Here is a 13766-nt window from a genome sequence, read left to right as displayed (position 1 = left end):
GAGGGACACGGGCCCCCGTGCCCCGGCCCGGGGGCCAGGTCTGGATGCGTCCGGACGGGGTAACCCATGGGTAATGAGCGGGCGCCCGGAGGTCCGTGGTTGGATGCGAGAGCGGGAGCCGGCGGCGAGGAACGCGCCCGGCTCGCCCGGTACCGACGGGGCGACACGGCCCGTGCGGCGGAACAGCGGGCCGCGGCCCCTCCAACGACGGCAGCGGGGATGCAGGCGGGAATCGTGAGGATCTTCGGCAAGGGACGGCACCGGCCCTCCGCCTCCTGGCGGCAGGCCACCGATCGCGCGTTCACCCTCATCGGCGACGGCAGGTACGAGGACGCGGGGGCGCTGCTCACGCGCGCCGCCGACCTGGAGCCCTGGCTCTCCGAGTCCTGGTTCAACCTCGCCCTGCTCCACAAGTTCCGGCACGACTGGGAGGCCGCCCGCACCACCGGCCTGCGCGCCGTGGCCCTCCTGGACCGCTCGGCCGGGGCCCCGGACTGGTGGAACGTGGGCATCGCGGCCACCGCGCTCCAGGACTGGCCGCTCGCCCGGCGCGCCTGGCAGGCGTACGGGCTGCGGCCGGCCGGTGACGCGGCCCCCGGCGGGCCGCCCACCGGCATGGGGCTGGGCAGCGCCGCCGTGCGCCTCTCGCCCGAGGGCGAGGCGGAGGTCGTGTGGGGCAGGCGCATCGATCCCGCCCGGATCGAGGTCCTCTCGGTGCCGCTGCCGTCCTCGGGGCGGCGCTGGGGCGAGGTCGTGCTCCACGACGGGGTGCCGCACGGGGAGCGGATCACGCCCGAGGGGCAGTCCTTCCCCGTCTTCGACGAGATCGAGCTGTGGGCGCCCTCGCCGGTGCCGACCTGGGTCGTGCTGCTCGACGCGGCCACCGAGGACGACCGCGACGCCCTGGAGAAGCTCGCCTCGGACGCGGGCTACGCGGCCGAGGACTGGACCTCCTCGGTGCGGCTGCTGTGCCGGAGCTGCTCCGAGAGCCGGATGGAGAGCGACGCGGGCGACGGGGAGCGGGCCGACCCGCACGACCACAGCGAGCCGGGGGCGCCGGGCCCGCTCGGGCACGCGACCGCCGGGGGACGGTGGGTGACCGAGCGCGAGTGCGGGATCGCGGCCCCGGCCGAGCTGGTGCGCGGGATTCTGGAGACGTGGGTCGCCGACCGGCCCGAGGCCAGGGGATGGCGGGACCTGGAGGAGGTCTGCTGACCTCCTCGCGCGGGCACGGCCCTCGCCGGGAGCCCCGGGGCCGCGCCCCGGACGGACCTGACGGACCCCGCCGCCCGAGCGCCGCGGGGGCGCCACCTCCAGCCCGTCCTCGCTGCCTCCATCCCGCCCGGGCCGGATTGGCCGCCCCTGTAGGGTAGGTCGGCACATCCCGCTGGTCGCTCGGCCGGCTCCCTGAAAGGACACTCCGGAGAAGATGGCGCAGCAGACGACCGGCCTCCCCGTCGACGACGAGGGCTACGTGATCGACACGGCCGAGACCGAGGAGCGGGAGAGCGCCTACCGGGAGCGCGGGGAGGTGCTGCCGATCACCGTCGTCGGGAATCCCGTGCTGCACAAGGAGTGCGCGGACGTCACCGACTTCGGCCCGGAGCTGGCGAAGCTCGTGGACGACATGTTCGCCAGCCAGCGCGCCGCCGAGGGCGTCGGGCTCGCCGCCAACCAGGTCGGCGTGAGCCTCAAGGTCTTCGTGTACGACTGCCAGGACGACCAGGGCGAGCGGCACGTCGGCGTCGTGTGCAACCCGAAGCTGCGCGACCTGCCCGCCGAGCTGCGCACCCTGGACGACTCCAACGAGGGCTGCCTCTCCGTCCCCGGCGCCTACGCCGCGACGCCCAGGACCGAGTACGCCGAGGTGACCGGGCAGGACGAGCACGGCAACGCGATCAAGGTGCGCGGCACCGGGTACTTCGCGCGCTGCCTCCAGCACGAGACGGACCACCTCTACGGCTCTCTCTACCTGGACCGCCTCTCCAAGCGGGACCGCAAGGACGCGCTGAAGCAGATGGCCGAGGGCACCCCGCGCTACGCGACCGTTCCCAACGACTGAGCGCCGCACCTCTCCCCACGGCTGCGCTCCCCCTGCGCTCGTGCGCCCGCGTGTGCCCCCGGCGGCTGTCCGCGCCGTGCGGCGCGGTCTCAGGAGTCTCCCGCCGCCCGTCCGCCCCAGGACGGGCGGTGCGGCATATTCGGCCGCAATATGACGACCATAGATGATCGGATTCCGGACAAAAACGTGCCTGTTGTCGGCACACCTGAGCGATTCCTCGACGGTATCCATTCCCTTCCCGCCACTTCATAGGGCTGAATGGAATGCGCTGTCGATTTACGACGCGGCGCGTGCCGGGAGACGGGGACCCGGCGTGCCCGCGTCCGGCTCCCGAAAGGGGTTCGCTCGTGCCTGCTTTCTCACCCCGGGCCACCGCCGTCAGGCCCGTGCCCGCGCCGCCCGCGCTGCAACTCCCGGTAGTGGAGAGGGATTTCACCCGCCGACTGCACAATTATTGGCCAAAGCTTCAGGTGAAGTCGAAGCTCTGGCTCCAGGAGAAGCGGCTCATGGCCCCCGCCGCCGCCGAGGCGCTCGCCGACGAGCTGCGCTACACCGACCTCGTCGCCGGCTACTACCTCGGCGCCTCGGACGCGATGCTCGGCGCCATCGCCGACTTCAGCAGCTGGTTCTTCGCCTGGGACGACCGGCACGACCGGGACATCGCCCACGCCCGCACCGCCTCCTGGCACACCCTGTGCGCGGACCTGCACGCCGCCCTGCGCGAGCCCGAAGCCCATCTCCACCACGAGGAGCCGCTGGTGGCGGCCTTCGCCGACTGCCTGATCAGGATGGGCGAGCCCATGCCCCCCACCTGGCGCAGCCGCTTCGCCCGCCACATGCGTCCCGTCATCGACGCCTACGACCAGGAGTTCCGCAACCGACTGAGCCGGACGGTCCCCACCGTCGCCGAGTACCTGCTGCTGCGGCGCCTCACCTTCGCCCACGACATCTGGCTCGACCTCCTCGAAGCCGTCGCGGGCGCCGAACTCCCCGCCGTCGTGCGGGAGGACGCCGCGTACCGGACCGCCGGGCTCGCCTGCCAGGATTTCGCCGCCTGGTACAACGACCTCTGCTCGCTGCCGAAAGAAATAGCGGGCGACGAACTCCACAACCTCGGGATAAGCCTCATCCGGCACGAGGGAATGGAACTCGCCGAAGCCGTCTCCGTTGTCCGCGAAAAAGTCGCCGGACGCGTCACCGCATTCCTCGCCGCCGAAAAGGAATTGCACGCGCTCGCGGATTCCCTCGCGGACGGCGGGGGAGCGGAGGGGGCCAGAACACGGGACATCCTCCTTTCCTGCGCGGACAATATGCGGAACTGGTTCCCCTCCGTCTACTGGTTCCACCACGAATCCGGTCGCTATCGCGTCGAGCAATGGGAGGACCCCGCCTGCCCGCCCTATCTCCAGGACGGCGCACCGGCGCGCACCACCCCCGCGCGGCACCCCGCCGCGCCTGCCCGCGCCCTTGACGCGCGCGAGGCGGGGGACGCCGTATGAGCCCGCGTACGCCCCCCGTCGCCGCCCCCGCCGAGCACCTGCGGCCCGCGCCGCTCGCCGCCGGCGCCCTCCCGCTCCTCGGTCACGCGCCCGCCCTCGCCCGGGGCCCGTTGCCCTTCCTCGAAGGGCTGCGCGCGCACGGTGAGGTGGTGCGCATCGCGCTCGGGCCCAAGCGGGTGCTCGCCGTCTGCGCCCCCGACCTCGTCGGCACCCTCCTGACCCGGCCCGAGTTCACCGTCGGCGGGCCGCTGTGGGACACCCTGGAGATCCTGCTGGGCAAGGGCGTGGCGACGAGCAACGGCCCCCGCCACCGCCGCCAGCGCCGCACCATCCAGCCCGCCTTCCGCCCCGACCGCATCGCCGCCTACGCGCGGGTGATGACCGAGGAGGCGGTCAGCACCGCCTCCTCGTGGCGGGACGGCGAGATCACCGACGTCGGCGCCGAGATGTTCCGTACCGGCGTACGGATCGTCTCCCGCTCCCTGCTGGACGTGGACGCGCGCGGCGGCGAACGCGCCGACCGGATCGCGCACGCCCTGCACACCGTCTTCGGCGGCCTCTACCAGCGGATGATCCTCTCCTTCGGGCCGCTGCACCGCCTGCCCACCCCCGCGAACCGCCGCTTCCGGGCGGCCCTGGAAGAACTCCACGGCCTCGTGCGCGAACTGGTCCGCGAAGCGCGCGCGGACGATTCCGGCGAAGCGGGGCCCGAGGACGACCTGCTCTCCGTACTGCTTCACGCCACCGGCGAGAGCGGAGAGCCGCTGCCCGACGAGGAGATTCACGACAACGTCGTATCCCTCGTCGTCGCCGCCGCCGAGAATGTCGCGGCCACACTCGCCTGGACTTTTCAGCTCCTCGCCCGCCACCCCGAGTGGGAACGCCGGCTGCGCGAGGAAGTGGAATCGGTCGCGCCGGACCGGCCCGTCGATTTCGAGGATCTTCCGAAACTCGCCCTCACCCGGAATCTCGTGAGCGAATCCATGCGGATACGCCCCGCGGCATGGATATTCACCCGCAGGGCCGCCCACGACACCGAACTCGGCGGCTACCGCGTCCCGGCCGGGACCGACGTGCTCTACAGCCCCTGGGCCCTCCAGCACGACGCCCGGTCCTTCCCCGAGCCGCACCGCTTCGACCCCGACCGCTGGCTCCCCGAACGCGCCGCCACGATCCCCCGGCACGCCTTCATCCCCTTCGGCATCGGCAACCGCAAGTGCCCCGGCGACATCTACAGCCTCACCGAACTCGCCCTCGTCCTCGCCAACACGGTCCGGAACTGGCACGTCGAGACCGTCCCCGGACGCACCGACCCCCGCCCCCGCGTCGGCATCACCCTCCAGCCCCGCTCCACGCTGCTCCGCGTACGGCGCGCCTGAGGCGGGGGAGGGGACTACGGCGGAGACGACGGAAGGGGGGGGCGGGCCCGTACGGACCCGGCCCCCCCTTCCGGGGTGGCGCTTTCTAGAAGTCGTCGTCGAAGGAGACCGAACCCTCGACCGCGACCTGGTAGGCGGAGGGCCGCCGCTCGAAGAAGTTCGTCAGCTCCTGCACGCCCTGGAGCTCCATGAAGGAGAAGGGGTTGCTGGAGCCGTACACCGGAGCGAAACCGAGGCGCTGGAGGCGCTGGTCGGCGACGCACTGGAGGTACTCGCGCATCGACTCGGTGTTCATGCCGGGCAGGCCGTCACCGCACAGGTCCCGCGCGAACTGGAGCTCCGCGTTCACGGCCCCGTCCAGCATGTCCTTGACCTCCTGCTCCAGCTCCGCGTCGAAGAGCTCGGGCTCCTCCTTGCGGACCGTGTCCACCACGTCGAAGGCGAAGCTCATGTGCATCGTCTCGTCGCGGAAGACCCAGTTGGTGCCGGTCGCGAGGCCGTGCAGCAGTCCGCGCGAGCGGAACCAGTACACGTAGGCGAAGGCGCCGTAGAAGAACAGGCCCTCGATGCAGGCCGCGAAGCAGATCAGGTTGAGCAGGAAGCGCCGGCGGTCGGCCTTCGACTCCAGCCGGTCGATCTTCTCGACCTCGTCGATCCACTTGAAGCAGAACTCGGCCTTCTCCCGGATGGAGGGGATGTTCTCCACCGCCGCGAAGGCGTCCGCGCGGTCGTCCGGGTCGGGCAGGTACGTGTCGAGCAGCGTCAGGTAGAACTGCACGTGCACGGCCTCCTCGAAGAGCTGCCGGCTCAGGTAGAGCCGCGCCTCCGGGGAGTTGATGTGCTTGTACAGCGTCAGCACGAGGTTGTTCGCCACGATCGAGTCACCCGTCGCGAAGAACGCGACGAGGCGGCCGATGAGGTGCTGCTCGCCCGGCGTGAGCTTCGCGAGGTCGGCGACGTCCGAGTGGAGGTCCACCTCCTCGACGGTCCACGTGTTCTTGATCGCGTTCCGGTACCGCTCGTAGAAGTCCGGGTAGCGCATGGGGCGCAGGGTCAGCTCGAAGCCGGGGTCCAGGAGGTTCTGGTGGCGCTTCTTCTGCTCGGGAAGGGTGGGTTCGGACATTACTGGCAGGCCTCGCAGGACTCGGGGTTCTCCAGTGAGCAGGCGATGGCGTCCGCGTCGGGCACGGCCTGCTGCACCGGGATGGGGGCCGACGCGGCGGCGCTGGAGCCTGCCGCGCGGGCGATGCGCGTCGCGGGACGCGAGCGCAGGTAGTACGTCGTCTTCAGGCCCTTGTTCCAGGCGTGCGCGTACATCGAGGAGAGCTTGCCGATCGTCGGCGTCTCCATGAAGAGGTTGAGCGACTGGCTCTGGTCGAGGAAGGCGGTGCGCTCGGCGGCCATGTCGATCAGGCCGCGCTGCGGCAGCTCCCACGCGGTGCGGTACAGCGCGCGCACGTCCTCGGGAATCCAGTTGAAGCCCTGCACCGAGCCGTTCGCCTCGCGCAGCGCCTCACGGGTGCGGGCGTCCCACACGCCGAGCTTCTTGAGGTCCTCGACGAGGTAACCGTTGACCTGGAGGAACTCGCCGCTGAGCGTCTCGCGCTTGAAGAGGTTGGAGACCTGCGGCTCGACGCACTCGTAGACACCGGCGATCGAGGCGATCGTCGCGGTCGGCGCGATGGCCAGGAGCAGCGAGTTGCGCATCCCGGTCTTCGCGATCCGGGCGCGCAGCGCCTCCCAGCGCTCCGGCCAGGTCCGCTCCACGTCGAAGTGGTCGGGGTGCAGGACACCGCGCGCGGTGCGGGTCTTCTCCCAGGCGGGGACGGGGCCGTGCTTCTCGGCGAGGTCGGCGGACGCCTCGTAGGCGGCGAGCATGATGCGCTCGGCGATCCGCGTCGAGACGGCCTTGGCGGCGGCGGAGTCGAAGGGCAGCCGCAGCTTGAAGAAGACGTCCTGGAGGCCCATGGCGCCCAGGCCCACCGGGCGCCAGCGGGCGTTGGAGTTCGCCGCCTGGCCGGTCGGGTAGAAGTTGATGTCCACGACGCGGTCGAGGAAGGTGACGGCCGTGCGGACGGTCTCGTCCAGGCGCTCCCAGTCGATCTCGCCGTTCTCCACGAAGGCGCCGAGGTTGATCGAGCCGAGGTTGCACACGGCGGTCTCGCCGTCGTCGGTGACCTCGATGATCTCGGTGCACAGGTTCGAGGAGTGCACGACGCTGCCGGGCTCGGCGGTCTGGTTCGCGGTCCGGTTGGAGTGGTCCTTGAACGTCATCCAGCCCTGGCCGGTCTGCGCGAGGGTGCGCATCATGCGGCCGTACAGCTCGCGCGCCGGCATCGTCTTGCGGGCCAGGCCCTTCGCCTCGGCGGCGCGGTAGGCGGCCTCGAACTCCTCGCCCCACAGGTCGGTCAGCTCGGGCACGTCGGCCGGCGAGAAGAGCGACCACTCGCCGTCGGCGGCGACGCGGCGCATGAACTCGTCCGGAATCCAGTGCGCGAGGTTGAGGTGGTGGGTGCGGCGCTGGTCCTCACCGGTGTTGTCGCGCAGCTCCAGGAACTCCTCGATGTCCGAGTGCCACGTCTCCAGGTAGACGGCGGCGGCACCCTTGCGGCGCCCGCCCTGGTTGACGGCGGCGACGGAGGAGTCGAGCGTCTTGAGGAAGGGGACGATGCCGTTGGAGTGCCCGTTGGTGCCCCGGATCAGCGAACCGCGCGAGCGGATGCGGGAGTACGCGATGCCGATGCCGCCCGCGTGCTTGGAGAGCCGGGCGACCTGGAGGTAGCGCTCGTAGATCGAGTCCAGCTCGTCCTTGGGGGAGTCCAGGAGGTAGCAGGAGGACATCTGCGGGTGCCGGGTGCCGGAGTTGAAGAGCGTCGGCGAGGAGGGCAGGTAGTCCAGGCGGCTCATGAGCCGGTACAGGCTCGCGACCTCGTCCACGGCGGGGAGGCTGTCGTCGGCGGCGAGCCCGGCGGCGACGCGCAGCAGGAAGTGCTGGGGGGTCTCGATGACCTGGCGCGTGATCGGGTGCCGCAGCAGGTAGCGGCTGTAGAGGGTGCGCAGGCCGAAGTAGCCGAAGCGGTCGTCGCCCTCGGGGTCGATGAGCGCGTCCAGGCGGGCGGCGTGCGTGGCGACGAACTCCGCGGTGCGGTCGCCGATCAGGCCCTCGCGGTGGCCCACGGCGACGGAGGCGGCGAAGCCGCTCGCGCCCTGGCCCGCGGCCTCGGCGACGATCCCGATGGCCAGCAGGCGCGCGGCGAGCCGGGAGTAGGCGGGGTCCTCGGAGATGAGACCGGCGGCGGCCTCGGTGGCCAGCTCGCGCAGCTCCGCCTCGTCGGCGTGGGCGCTGCGGCCGCGCAGGGCGGCGGCGGCGACCCGGCCGGGGTCGGTGTCGGGGAGGTCGGCGGTCAGTTCCGTGAGGGTCCGCAACAGGGCGGTCCCGGGAAGGTCCTGCTCGGCCGCGACCGATGAGGCGGGATCTGCTGGCGCGATGGTCACTGGGTGGCTCTCCCTCGCTCGGCTGGGGGCCTCGGGGGCGGGGCGGCGACGGGACGGCGGACGCTCTTTCGGGCACACCGCGTCACATCCCCGGCCCTTTCCGCGGGGCCCGGACGTCTGGCACCGCGCCCGGGCGGGGCGGCGGCGCGCTTTCGGCAGGTCATCGGACTCGCGATACGCCACGGGGCGCGTCGCACACCGTTGCGGGACAGTCCCGGGCTCGCACCGGATTCCCCTGCCGACAGCGAGGAAGAGCATACATCTGGGGGGCGGGCGGGAAAGGAGGCCCCAGATGTTGTGTCGGGGGTGGGGACTGTTACGTGCGGGTCAACGGTTGTGGGGTGCCGACAAGGGCTCCTGTGCCCGGTGGGGCGACGGGGGGCGGTGGGGGCGGCGGCGTCGATCGTATGGCTTGAGGGGACCCCACAAGCGAGGGCGTGCGGAGTTTTTTCCGGGCGGGCCGGGTGGCGCGCGTGTTCGGATTTCGGTCGCTGAAAGTGAGGGCGTGTCAGGGGCACGGGAAAGCCGGAGGGGCTGAGAAGACTCAGCCCCTCCGGCGGGTGGGAAGCGGGGGTCCGGAGCGGCGCTCCGCACGGGTCCCGGCCCCGGGGGCCGGCGTCCCGCGCGGGCCCCGGCCCCCGGGGGTCAGTGCCCCGCGGTCTCCGGCATGGCGGGCGGGAGCTCCTGCCGGACACCCGGGTCGCCCGCGTCCGCCACGTAGTCCGAGGGCCGGGTCTCGTCCACGCCCTCGGGCGCCTTGAGGGCCCGCAGCACGAACGTGAGGACGACCGTCACGACTACGTTCAGGACGATCGCGGTCATCCCGATGTAGCCGATCTCGCCGAGCCCGGGGATCTCCTTCGAGGAGCCCCCGAAGTGGTCCTGCGTCGGCGAGGACGTCGACCAGGCCGCCCACGTCCCGTACGCCATCCCGGCCGCCCAGCCGGCGAGCAGCGCCCAGCGGTGGAACCAGCGGGTGAAGAGGCCGCCGACGAGCGCGGGGAGCGTCTGGAGAATCCAGATGCCGCCGAGGAGCTGGAAGTTGATCGCGACGGTCTTGTCCATGCCGAGCACGAAGATCAGCGCGCCGACCTTCACGAGGAGCGAGACGAGCTTGGAGACCCGCGCCTCCTGCGCGGGCGTCGCGTCCGGCTTGAGGAAGTCCTTGTAGATGTTGCGCGTGAAGAGGTTCGCCGCCGCGATCGACATGATCGCGGCCGGGACGAGCGCCCCGATGCCGATGGCCGCGAAGGCGACCCCGGCGAACCAGTCGGGGAACATGTTCTCGAAGAGCTGCGGGATCGCGAGCTGGCCGTTGCTGACCTTGACGCCGCTCGCGATCGCCATGAAGCCGAGGAGCGCGAGCAGCCCGAGCATGAGCGAGTAGAGCGGCAGGATCGTCGTGTTGCGCCGGATCACGTTCCGCTTGCTGGAGGAGAGCGTCGCCGTCACCGAGTGCGGGTACATGAAGAGCGCGAGCGCCGAGCCGAGCGCGAGCGTCGCGTAGCCCCATTGCCCGGCCTCGCCGGGCGCGAGCGCGCCCTTCGGCGCCCCGGTGGCCGGGTTCTTCTGCGAGAGCGCGGCACCGGCCTTCGCGAAGATGTCGTCGAAACCGCCGAGCTTGATCGGGATGTAGATGATCGCGACCGCGATGACGAGGTAGATCAGCCCGTCCTTGACGAAAGCGATCAGCGCCGGGGCGCGCAGGCCCGCCGAGTACGTGTACGCGGCGAGCACGGCGAAGGCGATCAGGAGTGGCAGGTCCTTGACAAACCAGTTGGTGTCCTCGCCACCGCCCACGCCCATCACGTCCAGCACCGCCTGGATGCCGACGAGTTGCAGGGCGATGTACGGCATCGTGGCGAGGATGCCGGTGAGCGCGACGGCGAGCGAGAGCCCCTTGGAGCCGAAGCGGCCCCGCACGAAGTCCGAGGTCGTCACGTACCCGTGCCGGTGCGAGACCGACCACAGGCGGGGCAGGAAGGTGAAGATGAGCGGGTAGACCAGGATCGTGTACGGCACGGCGTAGAAGCCGGCCGCGCCGCCCGCGTAGATCGCCGCGGGGACCGCCACGAAGGTGTAAGCGGTGTAGAGGTCGCCGCCGAGCAGGAACCACGTCACCCAGGTGCCGAACGAGCGCCCGCCGAGGCCCCATTCGTCCAGGCTCTCCACGCCGGAGCGCCGCCAGCGCGCGGCGAGGAAGCCCATGACGGTGACGACGACGAAGAAGAAGATGAAGACCGCGAGCGCGATCCCGTTGACGCCGTCCTTCACGCGCCCTCACCTCCCCGTGCGGCGCGCCGCACGCGCTGGTCGCGCTGCCACAACTTGTAGGCGAGGAAGGTCAGTCCGCTGGAGAGGAAGACCCACAGCATCTGGTACCAGTAGAAGAACGGAATCCCGATGAACGTCGGGTCGATCCTCGCGTACGAGCCCACCCACAGCATCGCCACGAAGGGCGCGACGAGACAGAGCCCGACGACGACCCGTACAGGGGTCACGACCGGCAGCGTCCCGTCACCTCCCCCCGGCCGCGCCGTCGTTCCCGCTTGCCGTGCCATGCCCGGCTCCCCTCCGGCCCGCCTCCGCGACCGCGGAGCGGACCACGCCGTCTCCCCGCGCACCTCGGTGTGCGCGGGCGCGCGTCGCCGCACGCGACGCGACGGGGGAAAGGTAGGGCAGTTACCGGCCAGGCAACACCCCTTTACCGCATAGCGGACGCGTTCGGGCGGTCGCCCGCGCCCGGGGTGTCCCGGGGTGTGCGCGGGCGGGCGGCTTTGTCCTTCGGGAGGTATGGGGAGTTACGGGCGCCGCAGGTTGGCCACGAACTTGTAACGGTCGCCGCGGTAGACCGAGCGCACCCACTCCACCGGCTCCCCGCGCCCGTCCACCGAGTGCCGCGAGAGCAGCAGCATCGGCAGGCCCACGTCGGTGCCGAGCAGGGAGGCTTCGCGCGGGGTGGCGAGCGAGGTCTCGATGGTCTCCTCGGCCTCGGCGAGCCGCACGTCGTAGACCTCGGCGAGCGCGGTGTAGAGGGAGGTGTACTTGACGAGCGAACGGCGCAGCGCGGGGAAGCGCTTGGCCGCGAGGTGCGTCGTCTCGATCGCCATCGGCTCGCCGCTCGCCAGGCGCAGCCGCTCGATGCGCAGCACCCGGCCGCCGTTGTCGATGTCGAGCAGCCCGGCGAGGCGTTCGTCGGCGGTGACGTAGCCGATGTCCAGGAGCTGGGACGTCGGTTCCAGGCCCTGGGCGCGCATGTCCTCGGTGTAGGAGGTCAGTTGCAGCGCCTGCGAGACCTTCGGCTTCGCGACGAAGGTGCCCTTGCCCTGGATGCGTTCGAGACGGCCCTCGACGACGAGTTCCTGGAGCGCCTGGCGCACGGTCGTGCGGGAGGTGTCGAACTCGGCGGCGAGCGCCCGCTCGGGAGGCACCGGGCTGCCGGGGGGCAGGGTGCGGGTCATGTCCTGGAGGTGGCGTTTGAGGTGGTAGTACTTCGGCACGCGGGCGGTGCGCGCGGGTGCCGAAGGGCTCGCCCCGGCCTTGGTCGCGGCGGCCTTGGTGTCCGGGCCGGATCGCGTCCTGCCCCCGTCGGTGCCCATTCTTCGCGCTTGCCTCTCCGGCTCGGCGGCCGTCACGGGGACGGCCGCTCCTGGGTCCTGGTGGTGCCGTACCGCTTGTGGTGCGGCACCGCGTGTGGTGCTGTGGTGCTCGGTGTTCGCGCCGTCGTCCCGCCCGTCGCGCGCTGGTGCGCGTGGCGCCGCCCATCGTGGCACGGCCGCCGGGAGACAGGGGGCCGGGTTCGCCTGCCCCGGTCCACCCGCCGCTCACACCCGGATCAGGTACCGGTCCGGTAACGGAGCGGACAGCCCCTCTTATACACCCTTGACACCCCTAAAGGTCTAGGCCAAGCTCCCGAGTACTGGTCTACACCATTAACGGCCAGGTCCCAGTCCCGCGAGTGCTGCCGTTCGTGTGCCGTCGCTGTGGGTGGGGGGTTGCTGGAATCCCTGAGGAGGGTGGCGTGAAGCGCAAGCTCATAGCGGCGATCGGTGCAGTCGTGATGATCGGTTCGATCGCGGCGTGCGGCTCGGACGACGACTCGTCGTCGAAGAAGGCATCATCGGCCAAGGACGGCTACAAGGGCCAGACCCTGACCGTGTGGGTCATGGACGGCTCGACGCCCGACCAGTGGCAGAAGGACCTCACCGCGGCCTTCGAGAAGAAGACCAAGGCCAAGGTCAAGTTCGAGATCCAGCAGTGGAACGGCATCCAGCAGAAGCTGACCACCGCCCTCTCGGAGTCGAACCCGCCGGACGTCTTCGAGGTCGGCAACACCCAGACCGCCTCGTACGCGCAGAGCGGCGGCCTCGCCGACCTCGGTGACCTCAAGTCCTCGATCGGCACCGACTGGACCGAGTCGATGAACAAGGCCGCGGTCGTGGACGGCAAGCAGTACGCCGCCCCGTGGTTCGTGCTCAACCGCGTCGTCCTCTACAACAAGAAGATCTGGAAGGACGCGGGGATCACCGACACCCCGAAGACGCGCGACGAGTTCTACAAGGACCTCAAGCAGATCGGCGACAAGACCAAGGCCGAGCCGATCTACCTGCCGGGCCAGAACTGGTACCACTTCGTCGGTCTCACCATCGGCGAGGGCGCCGAGCTGGTGAAGAAGGACGGCGACAAGTACGTCTCCAACCTGGCCGACCCGAAGGTCACCGCCGCCATGGAGACCTACAAGAAGTTCCAGGACCTCTCCAAGGCCCCCAAGGACAAGGACGAGGCCACCCCGCAGCAGGCCGACGTCTTCGCCAAGGGCAAGACCGGCGCCATCATCGGCATGGGCTGGGAGGCCGGCACCGCCATCAAGGCGAACCCGGCGATCGAGAAGGACCTCGGTTACTTCACGATCCCCGGCGCCACCGCCGACAAGCCCGAGGGCGTCTTCCTCGGCGGCTCCAACCTCGCGGTCGCCGAGGGCAGCAAGAAGCAGGACCTCGCCAAGGAGTTCCTGAAGATCGCGCTCTCCGACCAGTTCGAGGGACAGCTCGCCAAGGAAGGCGGGGTCATCCCCAACAAGTCCGCCCTGGAGAGCAACCTCGACGGCAACGCCGCGGCCCAGGCCGCCGCGCCGGCCGCCGCCACCGGTGGCACCACGCCGCTCATCCCCGAGTGGGCGCCGGTCGAGAACGCCCCGAACCCGATCAAGACCTACATGACCGCCGTGCTCAAGGGGAAGTCCCCGGCCGAGGCGGCCAAGCAGGTCGAGGGCGAGTTCAACAAGCGTCTCTCGCAGCAGCAGTAAGCAGCACCCCGGCCGGGGGCCGGGGC

10 protein-coding genes and 1 riboswitch are annotated in these 13766 nt (G+C 71.0%); of the genes, 5 read left to right on the top strand and 5 right to left on the bottom strand.

Going from position 1 to position 13766, the window contains the following annotated elements; genetic code table 11:
* The first annotated feature begins 234 nt into the window (after window positions 1-234).
* The 4 genes from SSBG_RS08065 to SSBG_RS08050 all read left to right on the top strand — a co-directional run bounded on the left by SSBG_RS08065 (window position 235) and on the right by SSBG_RS08050 (window position 4940).
* On the top strand, window positions 235-1215 hold the full coding sequence (locus SSBG_RS08065) for a tetratricopeptide repeat protein (RefSeq protein ID WP_008745701.1): 981 nt from the start codon (window positions 235-237) through the stop codon (window positions 1213-1215).
* 214 nt (window positions 1216-1429) lie between these two features.
* Window positions 1430-2062 (top strand): peptide deformylase, encoded by a 633-nt coding sequence (gene def / locus SSBG_RS08060; protein WP_008745700.1) that lies wholly within the window; start codon window positions 1430-1432, stop codon window positions 2060-2062.
* Window positions 2063-2409: 347 nt separating this feature from the next.
* Window positions 2410-3561 (top strand): terpene synthase family protein, encoded by a 1152-nt coding sequence (locus tag SSBG_RS08055; RefSeq protein WP_420790266.1) that lies wholly within the window; start codon window positions 2410-2412, stop codon window positions 3559-3561.
* On the top strand, window positions 3558-4940 hold the full coding sequence (locus SSBG_RS08050) for a cytochrome P450 (RefSeq protein ID WP_008745698.1): 1383 nt from the start codon (window positions 3558-3560) through the stop codon (window positions 4938-4940). Before SSBG_RS08055 ends, SSBG_RS08050 begins: the two co-directional genes overlap by 4 nt.
* An 85-nt stretch (window positions 4941-5025) precedes the next feature.
* On the opposite strand, the gene SSBG_RS08045 is transcribed toward SSBG_RS08050, so the two are convergent.
* From SSBG_RS08045 to SSBG_RS08025, 5 genes are all read right to left on the bottom strand, one after another.
* Complete coding sequence (locus SSBG_RS08045; protein ID WP_008745697.1) at window positions 5026-6063, bottom strand: ribonucleotide-diphosphate reductase subunit beta; 1038 nt, start codon at window positions 6061-6063, stop codon at window positions 5026-5028.
* On the bottom strand, window positions 6063-8435 hold the full coding sequence (locus tag SSBG_RS08040; protein ID WP_008745696.1) for a ribonucleoside-diphosphate reductase subunit alpha: 2373 nt from the start codon (window positions 8433-8435) through the stop codon (window positions 6063-6065). The genes SSBG_RS08045 and SSBG_RS08040 overlap by 1 nt, the downstream gene beginning before the upstream one ends.
* A 136-nt stretch (window positions 8436-8571) precedes the next feature.
* Window positions 8572-8693: riboswitch (cobalamin riboswitch) on the bottom strand.
* Window positions 8694-9080: 387 nt separating this feature from the next.
* Window positions 9081-10709, bottom strand: coding sequence for a monocarboxylate uptake permease MctP (mctP, locus tag SSBG_RS08035; RefSeq protein WP_008745695.1), 1629 nt, complete (start codon window positions 10707-10709; stop codon window positions 9081-9083).
* Window positions 10706-10996, bottom strand: coding sequence for a DUF3311 domain-containing protein (locus tag SSBG_RS08030; protein ID WP_008745694.1), 291 nt, complete (start codon window positions 10994-10996; stop codon window positions 10706-10708). The genes mctP and SSBG_RS08030 overlap by 4 nt, the downstream gene beginning before the upstream one ends.
* A gap of 240 nt (window positions 10997-11236) precedes the next feature.
* Complete coding sequence (locus SSBG_RS08025; RefSeq protein ID WP_008745693.1) at window positions 11237-12034, bottom strand: GntR family transcriptional regulator; 798 nt, start codon at window positions 12032-12034, stop codon at window positions 11237-11239.
* A gap of 422 nt (window positions 12035-12456) precedes the next feature.
* Here SSBG_RS08025 and SSBG_RS08020 point away from each other — a divergent pair, with 422 nt between their 5' ends.
* Complete coding sequence (locus SSBG_RS08020; protein WP_008745692.1) at window positions 12457-13740, top strand: extracellular solute-binding protein; 1284 nt, start codon at window positions 12457-12459, stop codon at window positions 13738-13740.
* Window positions 13741-13766 lie beyond the last annotated feature (26 nt).

This window comes from Streptomyces sp. SPB074 (assembly GCF_000154905.1).
Classification (GTDB): Bacteria; Actinomycetota; Actinomycetes; order Streptomycetales; family Streptomycetaceae; genus Streptomyces.
Note: the sequence above shows the minus strand (reverse complement) of the source record. Positions and strands in the feature narration are given on the sequence as shown.